24 protein-coding genes are annotated in these 25898 nt (G+C 67.1%); 14 read left to right on the top strand and 10 right to left on the bottom strand.

Annotated elements, in window-relative coordinates; all coding sequences use genetic code 11:
* Positions 1-6: 6 nt before the first annotated feature.
* From BLW48_RS31495 to BLW48_RS31470, 6 genes are all read right to left on the bottom strand, one after another.
* Positions 7-1011, bottom strand: coding sequence for an isopenicillin N synthase family dioxygenase (locus tag BLW48_RS31495; protein WP_093050676.1), 1005 nt, complete (start codon positions 1009-1011; stop codon positions 7-9).
* A 34-nt stretch (positions 1012-1045) separates the two neighbouring features.
* Positions 1046-1876 (bottom strand): ABC transporter permease, encoded by an 831-nt coding sequence (locus BLW48_RS31490; RefSeq protein ID WP_093050673.1) that lies wholly within the window; start codon positions 1874-1876, stop codon positions 1046-1048.
* A complete protein-coding gene (locus tag BLW48_RS31485; protein ID WP_093051796.1) occupies positions 1873-2706 on the bottom strand; it encodes an ABC transporter ATP-binding protein in 834 nt (277 codons plus the stop codon). Before BLW48_RS31485 ends, BLW48_RS31490 begins: the two co-directional genes overlap by 4 nt.
* Complete coding sequence (locus BLW48_RS31480) at positions 2703-3731, bottom strand: adenosine deaminase (RefSeq protein ID WP_093179537.1); 1029 nt, start codon at positions 3729-3731, stop codon at positions 2703-2705. Before BLW48_RS31480 ends, BLW48_RS31485 begins: the two co-directional genes overlap by 4 nt.
* A gap of 1 nt (position 3732) precedes the next feature.
* Positions 3733-4863, bottom strand: a complete 1131-nt coding sequence (locus BLW48_RS31475) for an ABC transporter substrate-binding protein (protein WP_256331032.1) — start codon at positions 4861-4863, stop codon at positions 3733-3735.
* Between the two features lie 179 nt (positions 4864-5042).
* The gene (locus tag BLW48_RS31470) at positions 5043-5975 is read right to left on the bottom strand and encodes a DUF2167 domain-containing protein (protein ID WP_093050667.1); all 933 of its coding nucleotides are present in this window, start codon (positions 5973-5975) and stop codon (positions 5043-5045) included.
* A gap of 174 nt (positions 5976-6149) precedes the next feature.
* On the opposite strand from BLW48_RS31470, the gene BLW48_RS31465 reads away from it, so the two are divergent.
* Both BLW48_RS31465 and map read left to right on the top strand, forming a co-directional pair.
* Positions 6150-6404, top strand: coding sequence for a ParD-like family protein (locus BLW48_RS31465; RefSeq protein ID WP_093080223.1), 255 nt, complete (start codon positions 6150-6152; stop codon positions 6402-6404).
* Positions 6404-7195: a type I methionyl aminopeptidase gene (gene map / locus BLW48_RS31460; RefSeq protein WP_093179536.1), complete on the top strand. Its 792-nt coding sequence runs from the start codon at positions 6404-6406 to the stop codon at positions 7193-7195. The genes BLW48_RS31465 and map overlap by 1 nt, the downstream gene beginning before the upstream one ends.
* Before the next feature lie 130 nt (positions 7196-7325).
* On the opposite strand, the gene BLW48_RS31455 is transcribed toward map, so the two are convergent.
* Both BLW48_RS31455 and BLW48_RS31450 read right to left on the bottom strand, forming a co-directional pair.
* Positions 7326-7736: a nuclear transport factor 2 family protein gene (locus BLW48_RS31455; RefSeq protein WP_093179534.1), complete on the bottom strand. Its 411-nt coding sequence runs from the start codon at positions 7734-7736 to the stop codon at positions 7326-7328.
* Positions 7733-9361 (bottom strand): bifunctional 3-(3-hydroxy-phenyl)propionate/3-hydroxycinnamic acid hydroxylase, encoded by a 1629-nt coding sequence (locus BLW48_RS31450; protein WP_177142475.1) that lies wholly within the window; start codon positions 9359-9361, stop codon positions 7733-7735. Before BLW48_RS31450 ends, BLW48_RS31455 begins: the two co-directional genes overlap by 4 nt.
* Positions 9362-9510: 149 nt before the next feature.
* Here BLW48_RS31450 and BLW48_RS31445 point away from each other — a divergent pair, with 149 nt between their 5' ends.
* From BLW48_RS31445 to BLW48_RS31410, 8 genes are all read left to right on the top strand, one after another.
* Positions 9511-10620, top strand: coding sequence for an alcohol dehydrogenase catalytic domain-containing protein (locus tag BLW48_RS31445; RefSeq protein WP_093179531.1), 1110 nt, complete (start codon positions 9511-9513; stop codon positions 10618-10620).
* Between the two features lie 9 nt (positions 10621-10629).
* Positions 10630-11181, top strand: a complete 552-nt coding sequence (locus BLW48_RS31440) for a cupin domain-containing protein (protein ID WP_093081572.1) — start codon at positions 10630-10632, stop codon at positions 11179-11181.
* Positions 11182-11187: 6 nt separating this feature from the next.
* Entirely contained in the window at positions 11188-11907 is a 720-nt protein-coding gene (locus BLW48_RS31435; RefSeq protein ID WP_093179530.1) for an FCD domain-containing protein, read from the top strand.
* Positions 11908-11939: 32 nt separating this feature from the next.
* Positions 11940-12497: a VOC family protein gene (locus tag BLW48_RS31430; protein ID WP_093179528.1), complete on the top strand. Its 558-nt coding sequence runs from the start codon at positions 11940-11942 to the stop codon at positions 12495-12497.
* Positions 12498-12540: 43 nt separating this feature from the next.
* A complete protein-coding gene (locus tag BLW48_RS31425) occupies positions 12541-13404 on the top strand; it encodes a fumarylacetoacetate hydrolase family protein (protein WP_093179527.1) in 864 nt (287 codons plus the stop codon).
* Between the two features lie 67 nt (positions 13405-13471).
* The gene (locus BLW48_RS31420; protein ID WP_256331031.1) at positions 13472-14443 is read left to right on the top strand and encodes a tripartite tricarboxylate transporter substrate binding protein; all 972 of its coding nucleotides are present in this window, start codon (positions 13472-13474) and stop codon (positions 14441-14443) included.
* 10 nt (positions 14444-14453) lie between these two features.
* Entirely contained in the window at positions 14454-15032 is a 579-nt protein-coding gene (locus BLW48_RS31415) for an amino acid synthesis family protein (protein ID WP_093179525.1), read from the top strand.
* Entirely contained in the window at positions 15032-16048 is a 1017-nt protein-coding gene (locus tag BLW48_RS31410) for a zinc-dependent alcohol dehydrogenase family protein (RefSeq protein ID WP_093179524.1), read from the top strand. Before BLW48_RS31415 ends, BLW48_RS31410 begins: the two co-directional genes overlap by 1 nt.
* Positions 16049-16265: 217 nt before the next feature.
* Here the strand turns inward: BLW48_RS31410 and BLW48_RS31405 are convergent, their stop codons facing one another.
* Together BLW48_RS31405 and BLW48_RS31400 are read right to left on the bottom strand one after the other, a co-directional pair.
* Positions 16266-16952, bottom strand: a complete 687-nt coding sequence (locus BLW48_RS31405; protein ID WP_093050628.1) for a Fe2+-dependent dioxygenase — start codon at positions 16950-16952, stop codon at positions 16266-16268.
* A gap of 26 nt (positions 16953-16978) precedes the next feature.
* Entirely contained in the window at positions 16979-19279 is a 2301-nt protein-coding gene (locus BLW48_RS31400; RefSeq protein ID WP_093179564.1) for a TonB-dependent receptor, read from the bottom strand.
* Between the two features lie 265 nt (positions 19280-19544).
* On the opposite strand from BLW48_RS31400, the gene BLW48_RS31395 reads away from it, so the two are divergent.
* The 4 genes from BLW48_RS31395 to BLW48_RS31380 are packed head-to-tail and all read left to right on the top strand — an operon-like array spanning position 19545 to position 25897.
* A complete protein-coding gene (locus BLW48_RS31395) occupies positions 19545-20675 on the top strand; it encodes an AAA family ATPase (RefSeq protein ID WP_093179522.1) in 1131 nt (376 codons plus the stop codon).
* Positions 20672-21124, top strand: coding sequence for a bpX5 domain-containing protein (locus BLW48_RS31390; RefSeq protein WP_093179521.1), 453 nt, complete (start codon positions 20672-20674; stop codon positions 21122-21124). The genes BLW48_RS31395 and BLW48_RS31390 overlap by 4 nt, the downstream gene beginning before the upstream one ends.
* Complete coding sequence (locus BLW48_RS31385; protein WP_093179519.1) at positions 21121-22980, top strand: hypothetical protein; 1860 nt, start codon at positions 21121-21123, stop codon at positions 22978-22980. The genes BLW48_RS31390 and BLW48_RS31385 overlap by 4 nt, the downstream gene beginning before the upstream one ends.
* On the top strand, positions 22964-25897 hold the full coding sequence (locus tag BLW48_RS31380; protein ID WP_093179518.1) for a bpX6 domain-containing protein: 2934 nt from the start codon (positions 22964-22966) through the stop codon (positions 25895-25897). The genes BLW48_RS31385 and BLW48_RS31380 overlap by 17 nt, the downstream gene beginning before the upstream one ends.
* Position 25898: the final 1 nt, after the last annotated feature.

Below are 25898 nucleotides of genomic sequence, written 5' to 3'. Positions count from 1 at the left end.
GAAGCCTTACCCCGCGGCCAACTCCGCAGGCGTCCTGTACTTCTGCACGGCCGCGAACCGTCGCACCAGGTAGTCGCCCGACTTGATGGGCGCATGGCTGGGCTCGCCTTCGCCGGGCGCGAACTCGGGCAGGCAGGCCACGGGCGTGTCGTAGTCGAGGTTGAAGAATGTGGGAATCGAGTAGCGCTCCTTGCCCGTGCGGTTCGCGACGCGGTGCCTGTTGGACACGTAGACGTCGTTGGTCCACACCTTCACCAGGTCGCCCAGGTTGATGACCAGCGTTCCTTCAACGTAGGGCGCGGCCACCCATTCCCCACCGCGTGTGCACAGTTCGAGGCCGCCGATAGGGTCTTGCGCCAGCACGGTCAGCATGCCGTAGTCGGTGTGCGCGGCGGCACCGAGTTCCAGGTTGGTGAACGACTCCTGCGGCGGGTAGTGAAAGAGCCGCGACTGCACCATCGGCTTGGTGGCGTACTGCAGGAAGAAGCCTTCGTCCTTGCCGACGGCCGAGGCGAAGATCTTCAGCAGATTGCGGCCGAGCTCGATGGTGGCGTTGAAGTACGCCATGGCCGCGGGCTCGAGCCAGGGCTTGTCGGCGGGCCAGCGGTTGGGACCGTGCAGCGGCCGCCCGTTTGCCACGTCGGGGTCCGTCAGCGGCAGGTCCATGCCGAGTTCGTAGCTCTCCTTCAGGTCCGGCTTGTGGCCCGGATGCTGCGTGACGCCCATGGGCATGAAGCCGCGCCGGAAGCGCTCGTCGATGCGGTCTTTCAGTCGCTCCTCCATCGGCAGCGACATGTAGCGGCGGGTGGCGTCGAACACGGTGTCGATCACGGCCTGCGGCACCCCGTGGTTCCTGACATAGAAGAAACCGGTGTTGGTGCATGCGGCCTTGAACTGCTCGACCACCGGCCCGATCGGGCCGCCGGCCAGCCACGGGCCCAGGTCGAGAATCGGCATTTCCTGCGCGGAGGCCCTGCGGGGTGCCTCGAGCTTCTGTTCGTCTTGGATCATTGCGTTGCTCCTTTGTAGGGGTTGTGTTGTTGCTTCATGTGCCGCGAGACAGGTCGGTGAACGCGTCCGCCCAGAACACCACGCGCCGCGCAATCGCCTTCATCAGGCCGTGCAGCACGATGCCGATGGCCGAGAGAACGATGAGGATCGCGAACATGCCCGCCGCGTCCATCGAGAAGTTGCGCTGCAGGATGAGATAGCCCAGCCCGGCCTGGGCGCCAACGAACTCGCCCACGATCGCGCCGATCACGGCCAGCACGATGCCGATGTCCAGCCCCGCGAACACATACGGCAGCGCGTGCGGCAGCCGGACCATGCGGAACACATGCCAGGAAGACGCCGTGAATGCGCGCATCAGGTCGATCTGATCCCTGGGCGCCGAGCGAAGCCCCACGATCGTGTTGGCGAGCACCGGAAAGAACACGATGGTCGCGGTGATCACGACCTTCGACGTTGTGTCGAAGCCGAACCACAGCACGAACAGCGGCGCCACGGCCACCTTGGGCACGGTCTGGAACGCGACAACGTACGGGTAGAGCACCAGTTCGAGCAGCGCGCTCTGGCCGATCAGCGCGCCGAGCAGGAAACCCGCGAACGCGCCGAGCGCGAAGCCCGCAAGAATCTCGTAGAGCGTCACCCACAGGTGCGGCCACACCTCGCCCGACTGGAAGACGTCATAGATGGAGCGGGCCACGCCCGCGGGCCCCGGGAAGATCAGGTGCGAGATGCCCAGCGCGCTCACCACGAGCTGCCATGCGGCAATCACGGCCACGAAGACGGCCACGATCAGCGCCTTGCGCCGTGCGGGGGTGAGCCACGGCGCGGGCGGCTCGAAGTCGATGTTCTCGGTGTTCGCGGTGCTCATCCGTCGAGCCCTCCACTGGCGTTCAGGTTGGTCCGGATGTCGCGGACATGGCTGCCGAATCTCTCGGTGTTGATGAGCTCCAGCGTGCGGGCGGCTGGCAGGTCGACGTCGATGACCTTCGTGACGCGCCCGGGCCGCGGCGACATGACGATCACGCGGTCGCCGAGGAACACGGCTTCCGGAATGCTGTGCGTCACGAGCATGATCGTGGCGCCGGTGCGTTCGCGCAGCTTCAGCAGCTCGACGTTCATGGTCTCGCGCGTCATGGCATCGAGCGCGCCGAAGGGCTCGTCCATCAGCAGCAGCATCGGGTCGTTGACCAGCGCCCGCGCAATGCCCACGCGCTGCTGCATGCCGCCGGAGAGTTCGCCGGGGTACTTGGTCTCGAAGCCGGCCAGCCCCACCAGATGCAGGTAGTGGAGGGCACGTTCGCGCGCGACCTTGGGGTCGCGTCCCTGGATCTGCGCGGGCACCAGCACGTTGTCGAGGATGTTGCGCCACGGCAGCAGCACGGGCGCCTGGAACACCACGCCCACATCGCGGCTCGGCCCGGTGTGGCGCCGCCCGCCGAGCTCGACCGTGCCGCGGCTCGCGCGCTCGAGGCCGGCCAGGATGCGCAGCAAGGTGCTCTTGCCGCAGCCGCTCGGGCCGACCACAGTGACGAACTCGCCGCGTTCGACGCTGAAGCTCACGTCGTGCAGCGCGACCACATCCGCGCCATCCTTAGATCGGAAGGTCTTGTGCAGGCCTTCGAAGCGGAACGCCGGTACGGCGCCCGATGCTTCCTGCAGCGTCGTCCGTCTCGGCGGAAATTGAACGATTGCGTTCATGCCGGTGCCTGCCCCGCGCCGTGGGCCACCCATGCATCGATGGCGCGAAGCGCGGCGGAGCGCTGCTGCTGCGTGATGAAGGCAGCCTCGAAGCTGTTGCGCGCCAGGCTCACCATGTCGTCGCGCCCGAGGCCGAGCGCCTGTTGGCACGCGAGGTAGTTGTCGTTGACGTAGCCGCCGAAGTAGGAGGGGTCGTCCGAGTTGACGGTCACGCACAGGCCTGCGTCCATGAGCCTGCGCAGCGGGTGCGCGGCCATCGAAGGCACCAGCTGCAGCTTGAGGTTGGACAGCGGGTACACCGTGAGCGGAATGCGCTGCTGCGCGAGTTGTGCGACGAGCGCAGGGTCGTCGAGACAGGCGTTGCCATGGTCCAGGCGCTGCACCTGCAGCAGTTCGATCGCTTCGCGCACATAGGCGGCCGGGCCTTCCTCGCCCGCATGCGCCACCACCTTGAAGCCGCGTTCGCGGCAGCGGCGGAAGAACTCGGCGAACTTCGAGGGCGGGTTGCCCACCTCCGCACCGCCAAGGCCGAAGCCCAGCAGCCGGTCGTACCAGGGGCGCAGGTCGTCGAGAAGGGTGAGCGCCTCGTCTTCGCTGCGGTGGCGCTGCACGACGACGATCAGGCCCGAGCTGATGCCGTCTTCGGCCTGCGCGGCTGCCATGGCGCCGAGCACGCCTTCCATCACCACGGCCAGCGGCACTGCGCGGCTGGTGTGGCCTTGCACGCCCAGGAACATTTCCGCATGCAGCACGCGGTCGGCATGCGCGCGGCGCAGGTAGTCGCGCGTCACGTCGTGGAAGTCCTGCGGCTGGACGAGCACACGGCAGCCGTCGTAGTACAGGTTCAGAAAGTCCTGCAGGTCGGTGAAGCGGTAGGCGGCGCGCAGCTCTTCTTCCGTCTGCCAGCGGATGTCCACGCCGTTGCGCCGGGCCAGCCGCAGGAAAAGCTCGGGCTCGATCGAGCCTTCGATGTGCATGTGCAGTTCGGCCTTGGGCAGGCCCGCGACGAATTGTTCGGGCGTCATGTCACAGCCCCTTGCAGGCCTTGGCGGCCTCGATGACGGCGTTGCGGTCGAAGCGGTTGATGGCCTCGACGAAGCCGGGTTTCAGGTAGAGCATCGACTCGGGCGGCAGCGTGCGCTTGATCAGGCCGTCCTTGAGCATCGCGTCCTGCATTCGGCCGTAGGCGGCCGGGCTCATCGAGCCGATCAGCTTGCCGCCGTTCATGGTCTGTGCGTCGGCCATCGTCTGGAGTTGCGTCTGCAGGAGCGCAAGGTCCCACTTGGCGAGCGTGGCCTCGTCAGCACCCGTGGGCTTGGCGCCGGGAAAGTGCTTCCAGTGGATCTGGCGGGCGCACTCGGGATCGGTCTGTGCGAACAGCGTCGCCTTGGCCGCGCCGCGCGCGATGGCCTCGACCATGGCCGGGTCGGCGTCGATGGTCTTCTGCATCGTGGCGAAGGTGAAGTCGGGCAGCGAGCGCCACGTCGGATCGAACAATATGCGCATGTTCGCGCCCGCGTTCTGGAAGCCGGTGAGCGCGGAGCCCCAGAACATCAGCGCCTGCACGCGGCCAGCGCGCATCGCCTCCAGCGCCGGCGCGCCGGCACCGGTGGCAATGATCTGCACGTCGGTGTCGGGGTTGACGCCGTTGGCGCGCAGGTAGCCCTTGAGCAGCGGCATGCCACCCGTGCCCAGGCTGAAGATGCCGATTTTCTTGCCCTTGAGGTCCGCCACCGTCTTCACGGGGCTGTCCTGCGGCACGCCCACGCCCCAGTCGATCACGCCCGTGCCCATGAGCCCGCGCACGGCGACGTTGTTCTCGGTGTTGGCCTGGATCAGCCCGGTGGAGTTGATCTGCGCGAAATCGACGCCGCCGGCCACCATCTGCTGGATGCCCTGCAGCGAGCCTCCGGTGGTGACGATCTTCACGTCGTAGCCCTCGTCCTTCCAGTAGCCCAGCGCGATGGGCAGCGTCAGCCAGGGGTAGGTGACGTTGACGACCTGGGTGCCCAGCGCGATGGTCACGGGCTTCAGCGGCTTGTTCTGGGCCTGCGCCACGGTGGCAGACAGCAGGAGGACCAGGGCGGCGAGCGCGGCCGCAGCCCGTGCGGCAAAGCGTGCGGAGTGGGCGAAGGCGAGTTTCAGGTGGGGGGGCATGAACGATCCTGTGTTGGTCGGATCGTTGCGAGATTAGCCCTGGGAACCAATCGCTGTGGATCAATATTCCGTCAGCATTGTTCTGATTTTTCGCACATTGAATCGCCCGGTTCGCGTGCTGTTCCGGTGCGGCGTGCAGCGCCTCGTGCGGAGGCTCGTCCGCACGAGGCTGCTGTTTGCTAGTTGCTGTTGCGCTTGAACAGCTTCGCGATGCCCCAGAGCGCCGCGCCGCCCGCCACCACGGCCAGCTTGGCGAATTTGGCCAGGAAGGCCAGGGCGATGGCGAAGAGGCCCAGCTTCTTCACTGCCACGCCTGCCACCAGCGCGGCCAGGCCATAGGCGGCGACCTTGTCGGTCGAGGAGTTGAAGTCTGCGTACTTCTTGCCGTCGTCGTACTGGATCGCGCCGAGCAGCTTGCTCGCGTCGGGCTTGTACTTGTCGAGGTCCTTCGCGTTGGTGATGAGGTTCAGGCTCAGGTAGCCCTCGCGGCCCAGCGCGTAGGTGTTGTAGTTGACGCCCTGGTTGCCGTCGGTGCTGCCCTTGCGCTGGGACAGGGCCGACCACACGAGGCGGTGCGACGCAGCCTCGTACTGCGGCTTCTGCGCCCAGCCCGTGACCTCGATGGCGGGAATGCCGCGCTTGGCGCGCTCCTCGTTGGCGGCCTCGGTGCCCTCCTTCAGGCTCTTGAGCAGGTCGTCGGCGTTCCAGTCCTTCGCGTCGTCGTCCTTGATGTAGCCCTCCTTGACGAACTTCACGACGGCCATCCAGTCGGCGTCGTCGGCGGGGAAGACTACGCCGACGAAGGTGTCGTCGGTGCGGTTGCCCATGCTGCGCATCAACTGCGCGGCCGCGGGCGTCGGCACCCACACGTAGCCGGCAGGCAGCTGCAGGTGGGCCTGGTCGCGCAGCACGATGTCGGCGGGGCCGGCTTTCTGCACGGCCTTGGCGGCCTTGAATGCGGCGTCCTGTTCGGCTTCCAGTGAACTGGCGGTCGAAGCGGGGGCAGTGGTGGACGGGGTGGTTGGCGATGCGGCGTGAGCGGTGTTGTGCGCCACGAAAGCGGCGCACGCGAGCAGCACGCCGGCCGTCAGGCGGGCGGTTTGAATACGCAAGTTCTCTCTCCTCGGTTGTTGTCTGTTTGGCGAGCCGGGAGAGTTTAAGAGTTCAGGTATCGCTCCATTCATACGTCTGCTCGAGATGCCGGCGCTGGGTGGTGCTGTGCTCGATCAATTGCAGGGCCATACGAGACGTATATAATTCATATACGTTTCATATAGAGGTCGCCGATGGGCATCGTAAAAATTTCGGACTTGATGCACGAGAACCTGCGAGTGGCGGGGAACGCTCTCAGCAGGTCCATCAATGCACAGGCAGAGCACTGGATGCGGGTCGGCATGCTGACCGAGATGCACCCGGAGCTGGACTACCGGGAAGTCTGCCAACTGTTGATACAGGCTGAACTCGCGGGGGGGCTGGACATCGCTGCGGCTGTCACGACTCAACCCGGCAAGCCCCGCGCGTCCTCGAGCGGAAAACACTGATGGCTCACGGCGTTCCCATCAAGTCCGCCGAGGAGCTCGAAATGTCACGGCGTGCCGGCAGGCTTGCCGCAGAGGTTCTAGCCATGATCGAGCCCTACGTCGTGCCGGGGGTGAGCACGGAGACGCTCGACCGGATCTGCCACGACCACATCGTGAATGTCCAGGGCGCCATTCCAGCGAACGTGGGGTATCAGGGGTATCCGAAGACCGTTCTCACTTCCGTCAACCAGGTGGTTTGCCACGGCATCCCCTCGGCCGACAAGATTCTGAAGAAGGGCGACATCGTCAACATCGATGTCGCCGTCATCAAGGACGGCTGGTTCGGCGACACAAGTCGCATGTACTTCGTCGGAGCTCCCAGTGTGTTGGCTCGGCGCCTTGTGGAGGCGACGTACGAAGCAATGCTGGCCGGAATCCGGCAGGTCAAGCCCGGAGCGACTCTGGGCGATGTTGGCCATGCCATCCAGTCGGTTGCCCACCGGGAGCAATTCAGCGTGGTGCGCGAATACTGCGGGCACGGCATCGGCCAGATCTACCACGATGAGCCGCAGGTGCTGCACTATGGGCAGCGCGGGGGAGGGCTCAGGCTGGAGCCGGGGATGGTTTTCACCATCGAACCGATGCTCAACGCAGGCAAGCGCGAAACCAGGCAATTGCCTGACGGATGGACGGTGGTGACGAAGGATCGGTCTCTGTCCGCCCAGTGGGAGCACATGGTGGCTGTAACGTCCGAAGGCTATGAGGTGCTTACGCCCTGGCCTGGAGGCACAGGCGCCTACGCGCCGGTTTGATGCTGAGCCTGCTGCGCAGATCTTGAAGACCCGGTTCTCGTCAGCCAGCGGCCGAAGTGGAAACAGCCCAGCTACTCTCTCGGCGCACGCCTCTCGAAGTATTGATGCCGGTTGATCGGGCCCTCGTCAATCACGAGATGCTCATCTCCAGCGGCGTCGTCTGAAACGCCAACTGCCGCCAGCGATCACCCTCCTGGGCCCAGACCTGCATCACGCGCGAGTCGATGCGCACGGTGCCGCTGCCGTCCTTGCGCACGGCCACAAGCAACTGCCGACCCGTCATGAGGGCTGTGCTGCCCAGTACCTGGACCTTCAGTTCCGAGCGGTCGATCTGCCTGTAGTCGACGTGTGTGCCGCCCGAGCGGAAGTAGCTCTCGTAGCTGTCGGTCTGGCCCTTGGCGTGAACGTGAACAAGGTCTGGATGAAGAATCTCGCGCAGGCGCGCGAAGTCTGCGCGCTTCATGGCGTTGCATCGCTGTGCTTCGAGATCGAGCAACAGGCGTTCAGTGTCGCGGGACGGGGAAGAGGTGGCTTCGCTCATGTTGCGCTCCGGGCAGTGGGAGTTTTCGGATTCGCTCGAATTGGAGGCTGGATGCCGATGTCCCGGGAAGCTCGTTGCATCAGGACCCCGGCGTCCTCGACGCTGCATGCCACGCCATAGACCAGGTGATCCGGCCTCACCAGTGCGGCCTCGCATCCATGGCGTTCGAACCATGCGGCCAGAATGCCGTCGGCTTCGGCCAGCTTCACCACGCCCGGCGCCGTCGTCGCGGCATCGATGCACAGCAGCTGCGCGCCGAGGCTCGCCGCCGATGTCTTCAACGCCCGAAGCTCCGCCGGATCGGGCGCACGGCGCAGCACCAGCAGAAAGCCGGGCTGCAGCAGGTCGTCCATCATTTGCGGCGCAACGCCGGGCTCGATGCATCCCATGGCCTGAGGAAAGGGCGTGCCCGCGGGCAACTCGTCGCGTTCGATCAGTCCGTGGTGCACGCCGGGCAGCAGGCTCTGGCGCAGTTGCATCCGCACCTGTCCGCCTTGCTGTGCGCGCAGGCGAAGGTCGCGTTCGGCGGCGCGCACCGGGTCGCGTTCGCAGATGATCTGGCCCAGCCGCTTGACGGTCGCCGTCACGTCCTCCACCTGGGGTCCACGCTCGTCGCCATAGCTGTCCAGCAGGCTTTCGGGGGCGCGCTCCTCGAGCACCCATTGAAGCTTCCAGGCGAGATTGACGGCATCGCGCAAGCCCTGGCACATGCCCTGGGCCAGGAAGGGAGGCATCTGGTGCGCGCTGTCGCCCGCCAGCAGCACACGGCCGTTGCGCCATCGCTCGAGCACCACCGCATGAAAGCGGTAGGCCGCCGCGCGCCAGATGCGTGCGTCAGCGGGCGTGAGCCAGGGGGCGAGCAGCTGCCAGATGGCCTCGTGCGGCATCTCGCGCTGCTCGGCCTCGTCGGCAAGCAGCAGGAACTCCCAGCGCCGGTGGGTGCCCGGACCCACGACGTAGGTGCAAGGCCGTGACGGGTGGCAGTACTGGACGTTGGTGGCGGGCAGCCGGTCGAGCTTGTCTTCGTCGACATGCATGTCGACCACGATCCAGGGCTCGTCGAAGTCGAGGCTCTTGAGCGTCAGGCCCATCTGCTTGCGCGTGGGGCTGGTGCCGCCGTCGCAGCCCACGACGTAGCGAGCGCGCAGTTGTGCCTGCGTGCCGTCGGGCCTGCGAATGCCGAGCTGCGCATGGGTCTGCGACTGGCTCAGCTGCAGCACCTCGTGCCCGAGATGGATCGACACGCCGGGGAGCTTGCTGACCGCCTGGCGCAGCGAGGCTTCCAGCGCCGGCTGGTTGAAGGTGTACGACGGCGCCCACGCGAGCGGGTAGGGCGACGGCCCCATGTCGAAGTGCTGGATGGGTTCGCCGTCGCTGCCCTGGTAGATCGTCGGGCGGTAGGGCGTCATGTGCGGCGCCAGCGTGCCAGCGATGCCGATCTCCTGGAACACGCGCAGTGCTTCGTGGTCGAGCGCGAAGGCGCGCGGCAGCGGGTAGATCTGCTGCGACTTGTCGAAGACCGCGACGCGCAAGCCGCGTTGGCCGAGCAGCGCGGCGAGCGTTGCGCCGACGGGGCCGAAGCCGATGATCGCCACGTCGACGGGTTCCGGATTCTGTTGGAGCATGGCTTTGTTTGAATGCATGAATAATGGATTGTGCATAAAACATGATTTCACGCACAAAGGGTTATCACTGATGACGCTATGCCGCGTGGTCGAAAAGAATGCACAAAACACGATTTGTGCATCTAGACATCAATCAGCCAGGAGACACCATGACGACGATGAAAGCTGCCCGACTGCACCAGGTCGGCTCCCCGATGGAGGTCGAGCAACTTCCGATTCCCCAGCCCGCCGCCAACGATGTGCAGGTGCGGGTGCGCGCATGCGGCATCGTGCCCAACCTCGGCAACATCCTGGCCAACTGGACGACCTGGTTTCCGGAGCTGCCGCTGCCGCCGCTGCCCGCGGTCTTCGGGCTCGACCCGGCCGGCGAGGTAACGGCGGTCGGCTCCCACGTGCACACGTGGAAGCCGGGCGATCGCGTCTACGTGAACCCGAGCCTCTACTGCGGCGGCTGTCGCGCCTGCCGCAACGGCGACCTTATCAACTGCACGCACTACGCGTTCAGCGGCTACTTCGGCTTTTCGCAGAACTCGCTCAAGCTCTACAAGAACTATCCGTTCGGCGGCCTGTGCGAATACATGATCGCCCCGCAGTACGCGCTGGTGAAGCTGCCGGACAACGTGAGCTTCAACCAGGCGGCACGCTTCGGCTACCTCGGCACCATGTACTCCGCGATGCGCAAGGCGCAGGTCGGCCCCGGCAGGAGCGTGCTGATCAACGGCATCAGCGGCACGCTCGGCATCGGCGGCGCGCTCTTCGGCCTGGCCATGGGCGCCACGCGCATTCTGGGTACCGGGCGCAACCGGGAACTGCTGGAGCGCGTGAAGGCGCTGGCACCCGATCGCATCGAGGTCTTTTCCAGCGCCGACGGCGAGGCGATCGATGCGTGGGCCAAGGCGCGCACGGACGGACTGGGCGTGGACACCTTCATCGACGCGCTGGGCCCCGGCGCGCCGCACGGCACTTTCCAGCAGGGCGTGCGCGCCCTCAAGCGCGGTGGCCGGGCCTACAACATCGGCGCCATCGCAGGCATGGTGGGCATGGACCTGCACACCATGATGGACGAGCAGCAGAGCATCGAGGGCTCGGCCTGGTTCACTGCCGGCGAGGGGCAGGACATGGCCGACATGGCGCAGGCCGGCACGCTCGATCTCTCGGTGTTCGAGCACGTGTGCTATCCGCTGGATCGCATCAACGAAGCGATCTCGGGCATTGCGAGCCGCAACGGCGGCTTCAGCAATTTCGTCATCAATCCCTGAAAGCGCGCCATGAAGATCAGACGGGTAGTGGCGGGCACGGGTGCCGATGGCAAGGCGAAGTTTCTTTCGGATGGCGCGGCGCCGCGCAGCGCCCTGTTCACGACCGTGCCCGGCTTTGCCGCGGCGCTGCTGTGGGCCACCGATGCTTCAGACAGCGTGGGCACCGGTGCCGTGGGCGACCGCACGGGCGAGGCGGGCTTCGTGCCTGAGAGCGGCGGCACCCGGCTCATGATGGTCACGTTCCCGCCCGACGCGGTGATGATGCGCGCCGACTTCGACGGTGCCGCCTTCGGCGCCGAGTTCGGCCGCCTGGTTCCCGGCCTGGCCGAGACCTTCGAGCCCGACCACCCCGGCATGCACACCACCGACAGCATCGACTACGACATCGTGCTCGAAGGCGAGATCACGCTCGAGCTGGACGACGGCGCGCAGGTGCTGCTGCGCCGGCACGAGGTGGCCGTGCAGCACGGCAACCGGCATGCATGGCGCAACCTCGGCGACAAGCCCGCGACCATGCTGTTCGTGCTCGTGGGCGCGAAGCGGGCGGGAGGCCGGGGATGAAAGACCATGCATAAAATTAATTCCATGCACAAACAAGAAACCTCCCCCGCCTACGAGCCGCCGCTGGTCGAACAGGCCTTCACCCGCTTGCGGCAAGACGTTCTGGCCGGCACGTTCGAAGCCGGCGCCAAGCTCAAGCTCGACGAACTCCAGTCCGCCTACGGCTATTCGAGCAGCCCGCTGCGCGAGGCGCTCAGCCGGCTGGCGCAGGAAGGGCTGATTCGCGCCGACGAGCGCCGCGGCTTCCGCGTGGCGCCGATCTCCGAAGACGATCTGGCCGACATCACGCGCATGCGCGTCATGCTCGACGTGCCTGCGCTGCGGGAAGCCATTGCCCATGGCGACGACGCCTGGGAGGCAGACATCCTTGCTGCGTACCACCGCCTGGAGAAGGTCGAGTCCCGCCTGAGCGACGGACCCGTCATTCTCGACAACGACTGGTCGCAGCTGCACCGTGCCTTTCATCTTGCGCTGGTGGCCGCGTGCCCATCCGTGCGCCAGCGCGTATGGGGTGCGAGCCTGTTCGACCAGGCGGAGCGCTACCGGCGTTTTTCCGCCCGCCACCGGAAGACCGCGCGCCGCAAGTCGAACGAGCACAAGAAGATCATGGACGCCACCTTGCGCCGCGACGCCGATACGGCCTGCGTCCTGCTCGAAGAGCACATCCTGAGCACGCAACGCAACGTGCTGGCCGCGCTCAAGGCAGCGCAGGCCGCGCAATCGTAGGGGCACGGCCCCTTCAACAGGAGACAGCAAGCATGCTCAAGGTCGCCCGACCCACGCCTTCGCATTTCGGAATCTTCGTCACCGACCTGGACCGGATGGTGGCCTTCTACACCGAGACCTTCGACCTCACGATCACCGATCGCGGCGAAGGCCGCACCTTCAGGAACCAGCTGGTGTTCACCAGCGCCAGTCCGGACCAGCATCACCAGCTGGTGCTGGCCTCGGGCCGGCCGGCCGAGGCGAAGTTCAGCACCGTGATGCAGATCTCCTTCGTGGTGCCGAGCATCCAGTACCTGCGCGATATTTCCGCACGCGCCGAGGCCCGGGGCGCCACCAGCATCCGTGGCCTCAATCACGGCAATGCGCTCTCGGTCTACATGCTCGACCCGGAGGGCAACACGGTGGAGATCTACGTCGACACGCCGTTCTACGTGGCGCAGCCGCACGGCGATCCGCTCGATCTTTCGAAGGACGACGGGACGCTCATGCGCGAGACCGAGGAGGCGTGCCGCAAGGACCCCACCTTCATGCCGCTTGCGCAATGGCAGGCGCAGTTCGAGTCGCGTTCGCCCGCTGCGCCTGCCGCCTGACGCATTCCGTCTTTTCCGCACACCCCTTTCAACCGGAGTTCCCATGAAGCTTTTGTCATTTGTCCATCAAGGCCGCGAAACCTGGGGCGCCGTCGTCGGCGACGGCGTCGTCGACCTCGGAAAAGCGCGGCCCCGGCATGCAGGCCTGGCCGACTACATCGCCTCCGGCGAGTACCTGCAGGCGGCGCAGCACGTCGAAGGCCTGCCGGTGGCGGCCAAGCTGGCCGACATCACCTTCCTGCCGGTGATCCCGCGCTCCGAGAAGATCGTGTGCGCCGTGCGCAACTACATGGACCATCACCAGGAGGTGCTGGCCGCCGGCATGCATCGCGAGCTGTCGGAGCAGCCGCCGATCTTTCTGCGCGTATGGCGTTCGCAGTGCGCGCACAACCAGCCGATCGTGCGGCCGCACGTGTCGGAATCGCTGGACTGGGAAGGCGAGCTCGCCGTCATCATCGGCAAGGGCGGGCGCAATATTACGGAGGCCGACGCCTTCGCCCATGTGGCGGGCTACTCTTGCTACAACGACGGCAGCATTCGCGAGTGGCAGTTCCATGCCAAGCAGATCGCCTCGGGCAAGAACTTCGAATCGACTGGCGGCTTCGGTCCCTGGATGGTGACGGCCGACGAGATCGCGCCCGGCCGCGAGCTCAAGCTCGAGACCCGGCTCAACGGCGAAGTCGTGCAGAGCAGCCACACGGGCCACATGATCTTCAGCATTCCGAAGCTCATCAGCTATGCCTCGACGATCTTCACGCTCACACCCGGCGACGTGATCGCCACCGGCACGCCGGCAGGCGTGGGCTGGAGCAAGAAGCCGCCGCGCTTCATGAAGCCGGGTGACGTGTGCGAGGTCGAGATCGAAGGCATCGGCGTGCTGCGCAACCCGATCGTGCAGCAGGACTGAAGCCCTTCGCCCGGGCCTCGGCACGATAAGCCGCAGCCTTCCTACAAGAACCATCGGAGACAAATTCATGCGGCGCAGACGATTGCTCGTCGCCGCAGGCCTTGCCATGGCCTGCGCGGCACCCCTTGACGGCATGGCCCAGGGCTATCCGGACAAGCCGATCAAGGTCTACCAGGGCTTTGCGGCCGGCGGCAACGCCGACACCATCGCGCGCGTGGTCGGCGCGGAGATGACGAAGGGGCTGGCGCAGCCCTTCGTGGTCGAGGCACAGGCCGGGGCAGGGGGCACCATCGCCGCGGCAACGGTGGCGCGTGCCAAGCCCGACGGGTACACGCTGCTGCTGGCCACGGGCGGCCATGCCGTGGCCGGCGCCCTCTACAACAAGCTCGGCTACCAGACGGTGTCGGACTTCCAGATGGTCTCGACGATCACCTACTTCCCGTTCCTGCTGGTGGTGCGGGCCGACTCCCCATACCGCGGGCTTGCCGAAGTGCTGGCCGCGGCACGTGCCGACGCGCGCAGCGTGTCGTACGGATCGGCGGGCATCGGCTCCACGCACCACCTTGCCGGCGAGCTGCTTGTGAAGAGCGCCAAGGCCGAGATGCTGCACATCCCCTATCGTGGGGATGCGGCAGCAGTCACAGCGCTGCTCGGCGGCGAAGTGCCGATGATCATCGCGCCGCCCACGGCCGTCATGGCCAACATCAAGGCCGGCAAGCTGCGGGCGCTGGCCACCACCGGCGCGCAGCGATGGAGCCAGATGCCGGAGCTGCCGACCGTGGCCGAGCAAGGCGTGCCCGGCTACGACGTGCGCTCCTGGGCCGGCCTCATGGCGCCAGCCGGCACGCCGCGCCCGATCGTCGATCGCCTGCAGGCCGAGACGCTCAAGGCCCTGCAGGCGCCGGGCGTGCGTGCGCGGCTGGAAGAGATGGGCGGCGAAGCGCGCGGCAGCACACCGGAAGAAATGACCACGATGGTGGCCGCCGAGCTGAAGCGGTGGACCGCCGTCGTGAACGACGCACACATTCCCAAGCAATGAGGTCAATTCCATGTCACTGATCGAGATCCGCAAGCGCAGTCTTTCCATCGAAACGATCTACCACGAGGGCGGTCCGCCGGCCGCGACGCCGCTCAGGCTGGCGGCTGCCTGCGCGGTCATCCACAACCCCTACGCGGGACGGTACGAGCCGGACCTGATGCCCTTCATGGCCGAGCTGCGCTCGCTCGGCACGTTGCTTGCCACTGAGTTGGTCGAGGTGCTCGGGCAGGACAAGATCGAGGTCTACAGCAAGGCCGCGATCGTCGGCGTGAACGGAGAGCTGGAGCACGGCGCGGTCTGGCACGAGGCCGGGGGATGGGCCATGCGCAGCATCCTGGGCGAGCCGAAGGCGATCGTCCCCTCGGCCAAGGCGGTGGCCACCACCGGCTACCGGCTCATGGTGCCGCTGCACTACATCCATGCCGCGTACGTGCGCAGCCACTACAACTCGATGGAGGTGGGCATCCAGGACGCACCGCGCCCGAACGAGATCCTGTTCGCGCTGGTGATGGGCACGGGAGGGCGGGTGCATGCACGCCTGGGCGGGCTCACCAAGGAGCAGGTGGCCGTGCACGACGGGCAGCGGTGATGCACACCATGAAGGCGATCCAGCTCGAGGCCCCCGGCGGCCCGGAGGTTCTGCAACTGGTGGAGCTTCCTCTGCCGCAGCCGCAGGCGGGCGAAGTGCGCGTCAAGGCGATGGCCATCGGCGCCGGCGGCCCCGACGTGCTGATCCGCAACGGCACCTACAAGTGGATGCCGCCCATGCCGGCGATTCCCGGCAACGAGATGGCCGGCGTGGTCGATGCGGTCGGATCCGGCGTCACGGCCCTACGGGTTGGCCAGCGCGTGTTCGTGAGCGCGCGGGAACTGAAGCAGCGCGGCGGCTGCTATGCCGAAGCCATCTGCGTGCCCGAGGCCGCGCCGTTCGTTCTCCCCGATGCGATCCGCTTCGAGGATGCTGTCAGTCTTGGAAACTTCCAGCTCGCACTGGCCATGCTGTCGAGCAACGGCAATTCGCCTGCGACCTCCATCCTGATTCCCGGCGCGGCGGGTGGCGTTGCCACGGCGTTGGTGCAGGTGGCGCGCGATCGCGGCCTGCATGTGATCGGGACGGCCTCGACGCCGGAAAAGAAAGACTTCGCGCTGGCCAATGGCGCGCACGAAGTCGTCGAGAGCGATCCTCAGGGACTGACCGAGAAGGTCATGCAGCTTACCGGCGGGCGCGGCGTCGACCTGGCCTTCGACCATCTCGGAGGCGCGCACTTCATCGCCTGCCTGCGCGCCCTGGCGCCGTTCGGAATGGCGGTTTCCTACAACATCGTCACCGGCCCGCCGGCGGGTGATGTGTTCGAGGAGCTTCGCAAGTTGCTGGGCAAGAGCCTGGCGGTACGCACTTTTTCGATTCACTCCATCGACGCCGATGCCACTCAACGGCGCGGGCTGATGGAGTCGGCCATTGCCCTCATGGCCGCGGGCCGCGTGCGTGCGCCCAAGGCTGCGCTTTTTGCGCTTGAAGACGCGCGCCGCGTGCACGAGTTGCTCGACAGCGGAGGCATGCTGGGCAAGAGCGTGTTGCTCCCTGCGGCAATACGGGGGCGCTGATTCTGGGCAGACTGTTCCTGCGATGGAAGAGCACGACCGAGGTTCATCAATCGCTGGAAGGCGCGCATGAGCACGCCGTCGCGGTGTGTGTGGCGCAGCGAGTTTCGACGCCCCTGTGCGGTGTGCGGCCCGCCTCGATCTGCGTCAGATCCAGCAGGCCCGTCAACAGCCGATCGGCGTCGAGATCGGCGCGATTAGCCGGGAGGGTTCAAGGAACTCAGGTATCGCTCCATTTGCGAAGCAGGTTGTGATACGTGCCCACCAGCGTGCGGCGCGCCGATTCATCGGCGCCGCTCTGGTTGAGGCGCTGGATCGCGTTGTCCATGTCGAACAGCAATGCGCGGTCGCCTGCGTCGCGCACGAGGCTCTGCACCCAGAAGAAACACGCGAGCCGCACGCCGCGCGTGATGGGCGTCACCTGGTGCAGGCTGGTTGCGGGGTAGAGCACCATGTCGCCGGCTGCGAGCTTCACGGTCTGCATGCCGTGCGTGTCTTCCATCTGCAGTTCGCCGCCGTCGTAGCTGTCGGCGTCCGACAGGAAGAGCGTGGCCGACAGGTCGGTGCGCAGCTTGCGGCCGGTGCGCGGGTCGATGCGCACGCCGCCGTCCACGTGCAGGCCGAAGCGCATGCCTTCGCTGTAGCGGTTGAACATCGGCGGGTACAGCAGGTTGGGCAGCGCCGCGCTGATGAAGGTCGGATGGCGTTCGAGCGCGCTCGCCACGATGGCCTGGCATTCGTGTGCCACCGCCGAGCCTTCGTCGATCTGCTGGTTGAACTTGACCGGCGCGCCCTGGTGTCCCGCGGTGACGCGGCCGTCGACCCAGGCGTCGCCAGCCGCATCGAGGCGCGCGCGAACTGCCGCGAGCGCTTCGCGGTCGAGGACGCCGGGAATGCAGACCAGCATGTTGTGTCGAATGCTCCTGGGGAAACTCAGAGCCGGTAGGTGAGCGACAGCGTGGCGGCGCGGCCCGAGCCCGGCACCGCACGGCCGCCGTCCGATGGGATCAGCGCGTCGTAGTAATGGCGATTGGCCAGGTTGAACAGGTTCAGCCGGATGTCGTACTTGGGCTGATGGTAAGCCACCATCGCGTCCAGCCGCGCATAGCCGCCGACCTGTACGAGGTCTGTGTTGTTGGCGAAGCGCCTGGCGCTGTAGGTGGTGCCGCCGCCGATCTCCCACTCGGGCGTGATCGCATAGGTGGCCCAGAGGCTGGCTGCGTCCTTCGGCGTGTTGGCGGGCACCTTGCCGAGCGTGCCGGGCGCGATGCCGTCGATGATGGTCGCGTCCAGGTGCGTGTAGGCGCCGAACAGCTGCAGCTTGTCGGTCACGCGGCCCGCGATGCCGGCACGTGCGCCGTTCACGCGTATCGTGCCGGTCGCGCTGTAGGTGCCGTCGCTGTTCTGCGAGCGCGCATTGGTCTGCGTGATCTGGAACGCGGCAGCGGTCAGCGAGAGGTTGCCGTCGTTCAGGTCCCACTTGCCGCCGACTTCATAGGCCTTGTTCTTCTGCGGCGGCAGCGGCTGCGTGCTGCCCGTGGTGGCCACCAGCTGTTCGAGCGAGGGGTTGAACGAGGTGCTGTACGACACGTAGTACGACTGCTCGGGCGTCGGCTGCCAGATGGCGCCGGCGCGCACGCTGGTGAAGTCGACGGTCTGGCTTTCGGAGGCGAGCGTGGTCGCGGTCGGAATGCTGTTGTAGATGCTCGCGCGGTAGTGATCTTGCCGCACGCCGGCCACCAGCTTCCACTGCGGGCTCAGCTCGATGGTGTCGTTCACGTAGCCCGCGACGGTCGTCGCGCTGGCGGTGGCCAGGTTGCCGGGCAGCGAGGGCGCGGTGCTCGGCGTGTTGCCCTGGTAAGGCGCGAGCAGCGGCGAGCAGGTGGCATAGCCACTGGTGCCGCCAGCCGGGTTCAGCGCCACGCCCGCGCAGGTGCCGTTGCGGTAGTAGGCCTGGTTGTCGTAGGTGTCGTGACCCAGCTCCAGGCCCGCGAGCAGCGTGTGCTTGATCGAGCCGGTGGTGAACTTGGTGTTGAGCTCGGTGAGGTTGAACAGCGACTTGTCGTGGATCGTGCGGTCATGGCTTTGCTGGCGCACCCACAGGCTGCTCAGCGGCAGCGACGAGAACGCGGCGGCCGGCACGGCCGTGGTGCCGGTGGAGAAGGGCGTGAACACGCCCTTGGCCGACAGCGTGCCGATGCTCTGCGGCGCGGTCTCGCGCGCATCGGTGGTCACGTCGTTGTACTGCGTCTGGTTGCGGATCGAGGTGTCGGGCGTGAGCTTGTGCTGCACCACCGCGCTGAAGGCCTGGATGTCGGAGATCGTGCGGTCGTCGCTGAAGCCGTAGGCCGTGTCGCGGTCGACCTTGGCCGGGTGGCCGTTGAGCGGCGGCACGCCGTAGTCGGGCTGGTCGCGGTTGTGCTGCACCAGCGCAGAGAGCGTGACCTGCGTCGGCGTGTTGATGCCGAACTTCAGCGAGGCGTCGAGGCCGAAGTCTTTCAGCTTGGTCTGCTCGCGCGTGCTGGCGTCGCCCTGCTGGCCCATGGCCGCGATGCGGAAGGCCGAGGTGTCGGACAGCGGGCGGTTGATGTCGATGGTCGAGCGCACGAGGCCCGTGGTGCTCGCCGACACCGAGACCTCGCCCGCGGGCGTGAGCGACGGTTTCTTCGTGACTTGGTTGATCACGCCACCGGTGGAGCCGCGGCCGAACAGCATCGACGACGGGCCCATCAGCACCTCGACCGATTCGAGCGCGAAGGTGTCGCGGTAGTACTGGGCGCGGTCGCGGGCGCCGTCCAGGTAGATGTCGGTGCGCGCCGAGAAGCCGTTGAGGTTGATGTTCGTGCCGATCTGCCCGCCCTCGGCGCCGCCGATCGTCAGGCCCGGCACGTTGCGCAGCGCGCTTGCGAGCGAGGTCGCGCCCTGGGACTGCATTACGGCCTGGTTGATGACGGTGACGGATTGCGGCGCATCGCGCAGGTCGGCCGGCAGGCGGTTCAGCGAAGACGGGTTGGCGCCGAAGCCGGTCTTGTCCTGTGCGCCCTGAACCTGCACTTCGCGCAGCGTGGCGGGGACGGAGGTGCCGGGGGCAGGCGCAGGCGCAGCGGAGGGCGAGGAAGCCGCGGGCTGCGCGGCTTGCTGGGCGAATGCGGTGGGGAGAGACGAGGCGCACAGGCCGATCAGGGCGAGTGCGATGGGCGTGCGGCGACGCATCGGGCGAGTGGAGCGGGTCATCGTGAGTGCCTTGGAGACGATGCAAACGAAAGCAGCATCGGCCGGCATTCTGGCTGCGAATGACTCTTGTTTGAAGTATTCCTCGCCGGGTGTTTGGCTGAGGAGACAGCCTCCTGTCTTTACGTGCGAGGTCAGGTGGAAGGCAGGTTTCTCTGGCCGCCATGGTTGCGTGAAATCAACGCCGGGCCTCGCGCCCGTTCTTTTTTGTAACGGCCCTGCGGCACACTGTCGGGCCGTAGATGTCCCGCAAACAGCTTCTTTTTCGATGACGACCTCCACCACCTCGCTCCAGATTTCCGCAGAACACGTGCGTAGCGCGATCCGCGCTGCCACCACCGGCCTCGTCGGCCGCGAGCAACTGGCGGAGCTGATCGTGCTCTCTGCCGTGGCACAGGAGCATCTGCTCGTGGTCGGCCCACCCGGCACCGCGAAGAGCGCGGTGGTACGGCGCGTGGCACAGAGCCTGGGTGGCCGCTATTTCGAATACCTGCTGGGCCGTTTCACCGAACCGTCCGAACTGTTCGGTCCGGTCGATCTGAACAAGCTGCGCGCCGGCACCGTCGAAACCGACGTGAGCGGCATGCTGCCCGAGGCAGACGTCGCCTTCCTCGACGAGGTGTTCCTTGGCTCCACCGCCATCCTCAACACGCTGCTGGGCGTACTCAACGAGCGGCGCTTCCGGCGCGGCCACACGCAGCTGCATTGCCCACTGCGCGTGTGCGTAGGCGCGGCCAATGCGCTGCCCGACGACGAAGGGCTCGCCGCCTTCGGCGATCGCTTTCTGCTGCACGTATTCATCGAGCCGCTGCCCGATCACCAGCTCGAAGCGATGCTGAGCGGCGGCTGGCGGTCGGACCACGCGCCCGTGGCCACCGGCGGCGCGCTGGCCGACCTCGACGTGCTGTGCCAGCAGCTCAGGCAGGTCGACCTGGGCGGCGTGCAGCCGGCGCTGGCCAATGCCATCCGCAAGCTGAGGCAGTCGGGCGTGCAACTGTCGGACCGGCGCATCGTCAAGTCGCAGCGCTTGCTGGCTGCGGCCGCCGTGCTGGCGGGCCGGCTCGAAACCACAGAGGCCGATCTCTGGCCATTGCTCTACGTGCTGCCAACGCAGGAGGCGCAACAGAGCGCGCGCGACGTGTTGCGCGACGCATTCGCCAACGCCACGCACCCTCATTTGCTGAGCGCGGTGGAAGAAGCCACGTTGCAGCCCATGTCGCGCGCCGTGCGGCTGGCCGAGACCGCACGCGCCTGCCTTGCGGCGGAGCCCGCGTCGGCACGCACCCAAGCCGAGAGCGTGCTGCGCGAGATCGACGCCAACTTCAGTAGCGAACTGCTGCCGGAATCCCTGACCGCGTTGCGCACACAGCTCGTCGTCCGTCTGGCTGCCGCCGCATGAGCGGTGGTGCCGTGAAGCCGCTCGAATGGCGTTGGCGCCCGCGAGCCGAGCCCTTGCCTGCGCAGGCAGCGGTGGCATGGGGTGCAGCCGCGCGCGGATTGCATGAACGGCTGCTGCAACTTCCGCAGGAACAGCAGGTCGGCCTGTCCGCCATGGCCGCACGCGACCTTCTTGTGGTGACAGGCGAGGCTGATGCTCTGCCCTGGGTCGATGGCATCGCCTACGCGGGCCCGACTCCCGAGGCCCCTGGCTTGTGGCTGCCCACGGTCGAAGCGCCCGACCTGCCCCTGGACCTGATCGCGCGGAGCCTGCAGCGCGAGCACCCGAAGCGCCAGCCCTTGCTGCTGTGGCCTCGGCCGGCGTTCGTGCTGCCGCTCGACCGGCTGTTGCCGCTGTCGGTCGAATTGCTCGCGCGCATCGGCACGCACTGGAGCGGCGCCCGCGCATGAGCACGACCACCGAACTTCCCGATGCCCTGAAGCCATGGAGCCCCTGGCTCGCCTGGTTCGCGCCCGAGATGGCTGCCGAGCTCGGTGCACTGGTGCAGCGCATGCAGCCGCTGCTGGGCCGCTTCCGTGGCCAGACGCGCGGCGGCGTACCCGAGCCCGACGGGCTCGACGACCTGCGCCGCCGCGGCCCCTACGAGCGCTTGCTTGCTACCGAGTGGTTGCTGGCCGACGAACTGCCCGACGAGTTTTTGCGTCGTGCCGCCTCCAGCGAGCACCTGTTCCTGGCGCCGCGCCCGCGGGCACGCGAGGCCGAGAAGAGCATCGTCGCGATCTTCGATGCCGGGCCGCGGCAGTTCGGTGCGCCGCGGCTCGGGCAGCTCGCGCTCTGGATCCTTCTGGCAAGGCGCGCGGAGCAGATCGGCGGCGTGTTCCAGTGGGGCGTGCTGCAGTTGCCGGGCGGCCTCGATGGCGCGGACGATGTTCGGCAACTGCGCTCGCTGCTCAAGGCGCGCGACTTCGACGTCGGCACCTCCGCGCACGTGAGCGCCTGGCGCGAGGTGCTGGCCGAAATGGAGCACGCACCGGGGGAAAGCTGGCTTGTTGGCTCGGCATCGGCGGAGCAAGCCGTGGATGAGCGCTGGACCAGCCACCGCGTGTGCCTGCAGCGCGCAGTGCTGGGCGACGTGCTCGATGTGTCGCTGAGCGACCGTGGCGGGCTGCGGCGTGCGCAACTGCCGCTGCCGTCAGCGAAGGTCGGCGTGCCTCTGCTGCGTGGCGAGTTCACGCAGAGGGCACCGGACACGTTGCACCGGCGTCATAGCGGCCGCATTTCGCTGCAGCGGCCACCGATCATTTCCCCGTCTGGCACGCACGTGGCGGTGCAACTGCTCGACGAACCCGGCCTGCTGGTGTTCGTCGTGCCAGGTGCGAAGCAGCGCAAGGCGGCCAAGCCCAAGTACCAGTACTGGGGACAGGCGCTCGTGCCGCTGGCGGTCATGCTCCTGGGCAAGCGCACGGGGGCGTTGCTGAGCCATGAACGCTCGATGTATTTCTGGCAGGTGCCCGGGCTCGGCAACTTCGCCGCGCCCGACGCCGAGGAGTTTCGCGCGCCGCCGGGGCTGGCAGTCTGGCTGCCCTCCGCATGGCTGCACGACAGGCAGCACCAGCGCGTTTGCATGATCGACCGAGACAGCAAGCTCGTGATCTGGAACATGACGCCGGGTGTCAGGCCGGACCCCGAGGCCGGCGCACCGACGTTGGTCGAGAGCAAGGTCGTCGGCATGCTGCAGTGGTCGGAACTCGGCGTGGTCTACGCAGCCGTCCATGACAACCAACTGGTGCTGCGGCGCTTGGGTGCGACAGACGGGCCGGAGTCGGTCCAGGTGATCTGCACCCCTGTCGCCGAAACGCGGGTGCTCTTTGCCAACGGCTGGCAGTGGCGAAGCGGCTTGGGCGGCATGGCCCTGCGCGTCGCGACAGAGCCCCACGACGTCTGGCGCATCCATCAACCCGATCCGGCATCCGTCGGCGGACAGCACGGCCGGTACCCACAGAAGTGGAAGACCTTCGAGATCCGCGCTCCGCGCGCCCTGGCGCTGATCGACGACAGCACGCACGGCCGTTACGCGCTGCTGAGCCTTTCGCCGTCGCTCGACGGGCTGGACCTGCATGCGCAGAACGGAACCGAAACCATCTACAAGGCGCCCGAGCGCATCGAGAAGATCAGCGTGTGCCCCTGCACGGGCCTGGCCGTCATGCTGACCGTGCACAAGAAAATCATCGTCTACGCGGTGCCCCAGCGGGCCCTGCGTGCGGTGCTGCATGGCGAAGGAGCGAGCGATGCCAGCGCAGCCTGAGTTCCTCGCGATGCCTGCTGCACAGGTGCGCCATCCGTTGCTCAAGGGACGGCAGCCGGTGGCAGGGCTCTGGTTTCCGTCGGACTGGTTCGACGAGGCCGCGCGCGCCCACCGCATCGTCGACGCATGGCGCGCAGGCGCGCAGGCGTTCCGCTTCGCCGAAGGGGATCTGCTGCGTTTCGCGGTCCCGGTTTCGCTCGACTGCGATCACGCCACAGGCTGGCCGTTGCGTCGGGAAGGGCAGGCGCTCTGCTCCGCCGAACTCGATCTTGCCGAGCGCACCGGGTTGCCGCCGGCCGACGTCTGGCTCGTGAACGGCGGCGAGGTTCTGGCTTTGCGGATTGCGCAGGCCGAGCCGCTCGATCCGTCACTGTGGCTGGCCCTCGGCCCGGCCCTGTTCGATACCTTCGATTGCCGCGAAACCTTGCCCGAACCCGTTGTGCTCGATGCCGACGGGCACACGCTGCGCGAGGTGCTCGGTGACGCCGTGCCGCCGGCCAGTGCGGCACAGGCCGAGTTCCTCAAGGCCATGACCGAGCGTGCGCAACGGGAGAAGGTCTTGAAGCAGGTCAATGCCGGGCCGGGTGCCACCCCCGGCAGCAGCCGTCGCGACGGTGGAATGGGCATGTCGATGCGCACGGTGGCGTGGCTGGCCGGCATTGCGGCGGCGTTGTTTTTCGCGCGTGCGTTGTTCAACGCGCTGGAAAGCCCGTCGACCCCGGCGGGGGCGCAGGCCAGGGCCCATGCGGCGACCTCGCAGGTCGATGCGTCTTCGCTGTGGGTGTCGTTGACCGTATTCGGGCTGGCGGTGTTGCTGGCGTGGTGGGGACTTCGCAAGAATATCGGCGACGCGGCACGCGCACCCAGTCGTACGCCGCGCCCGGGTGCTCGGTCGCCGAAATCGCTCAAGCAGCGCGGTACCGCGCAGCTGGGCCGTTCACGCTGGCGCGACTGGATGGCCCGTCTCGCGATCACGTCGCGTCTGTCGCGTCTGCTGGGCCGCCAGCAGGCCGCGTACCTGAGTCGCATGCTGAAGATGTTCGACGACGGCGACCTCGAACAGGCACTGCGCCACGCGATTCCGCTGGGCGGCGATGCGCAGTCGCTCGGGCAGGCCTTCGGCACGCCGGGGCCGCGCAACGACCTGTCGCTGAGCGGTTCGCTGGGGCAGAACTCCAGCATCAGCCTCGGCAACGACTTCGAGGCCCATCTGCGCCAACTCTATCGAAAGACCTACGAGAAACTGGATCGCGAAGGTCGCATCGACGAGGCCGTGTTCGTACTGGCCGAGTTGCTGCAGGCACGCCAGGAGGCCCTTGACTACCTCGAGAAGCACCAGCGCCATGCGCAGGCCGCCGAACTCGCTCTGGCCTGGGACTGGCTGCCCGCCGTCATCGTGCGCCTGCTGTGCCTGGCCGGCGACTGGCGCCGAGCTCTGGCCGTGGCGCGGCGCGACAACGCATTTGCCAGCGCCGTGCTGCAGATGCAGGAACGATGGCCCGACGCGGCCAACCGCCTGCGCGAGGAGTGGGGCCAGGCGCTGGCGCAGCAGGGCGAGTGGCTGAAAGCGGTTGACGCCGTATGGCCGGTGGCCGCATTGCGCGAGCAGGCCGCCGCCTGGCTGCTGGCCGCGGAGGCCGCGGGCGGACAGCTTGCGGCTCGTGCGTTGGTGCAGCGCGCACTGCTGCTGCCAGACACCCTGCAAGCCTGCGCGGCGCGACTGCGGTCACTGCGTGACGATCCGTCGCTGCACGGCGAACGTGCGGCGCTCGCTGTAGCGCTGAATGCGGCATCGGGACACACCGACGCCTCGCGCGGATTGGTGGCCGTGCTGATGCCCGCGTTGCTGGCCGATCAGTCTCAGGGGCTGGGCCGACTGGACAAGAAAGCGCTGCAGTCGCTGATGCGGCTGAATGCCGACACGCTGCTGCAGGCCGATCTTCCGGGTGGCGAGCTACCCGGCATCGAGGCCAAACCGCTCGCAAAGCAATCGACGATGCTGACGTTCGAGGCGCCTGCTGCGGGCGTGCATGCGGTACTCGATGCCGTGCTGCTGGACGAAGGCCGCTACCTCATCGCAACCGGCGAGGCCGGTGCGGTCATGACCGATAACACAGGCCGCGTGCTGGCGCGCTTTGCTGTGCCAGCGTACCGGCTGGTCGTGGCACACAGCGGACAGCTCGCGCTGGCGTTGGCGCAGCGCGACGGCCTGTGGCGCGTGAGCCGGATCGACCTCGTGCAGCGGCAGGTCAGCGACCTTGGGTTGAGCGAAATCGACCATTTCGCCGGCGAGTTCGACGGCATTGGCTGGACAGTGGCGCGCGGGCGGCGTATCCAGGTCATCGACACGGGCAGATCCCTGCAGGACGTGCTCTGGCAGGTGAGCGACCTGCCGGGCGTGGTGACGGATCTGTTGGTCACGCGCGAGGTGGAGCAGTTCGTTGTTGACGATGAAAGCCTGGGGCCATGCCTTTGGCGCTATCAGTGTCCGCAGCGTCGCCTGTTGAGCCGTGAGCCTCTGGCGATCTCGGCCAGGGAGTTGTCGCGGCGGCTGCTGCATCCGCAATCGATTCCGCTGAGCTTGAGCGGCGAGTACGTAGAAGACGGGCGCTTTGAATTGAACTGGTTGGGGCTGGGCGGGATGAACGGCCGTGTTCGCTTCTCGACCACGGACGCCAGCGAGTTGCAGTCGTGGATTGACCGCGACTGGCTGGTGTTGCGGCCGCCCGACGCTCCGCGCGACGTGCTGCTGTATCAACTGCGTGGCGGGAGCGTGGGGGCGTCGGTTGCTTGGCCTCTCGACGCGGCGGTGCACGCCCGTCCCGTCACCAACGGCTGGCTACTCTTCGACGATCAGGGCCGCGTGCTGCACCTCGATATCGAGCGCAGCACGACGGTGGGCTTCGCCATCCGCTGAC

Source organism: Variovorax sp. YR266 (genome assembly GCF_900107295.1).
Taxonomy (GTDB): Bacteria; Pseudomonadota; Gammaproteobacteria; order Burkholderiales; family Burkholderiaceae_C; genus Variovorax.
Note: the sequence above shows the minus strand (reverse complement) of the source record. Positions and strands in the feature narration are given on the sequence as shown.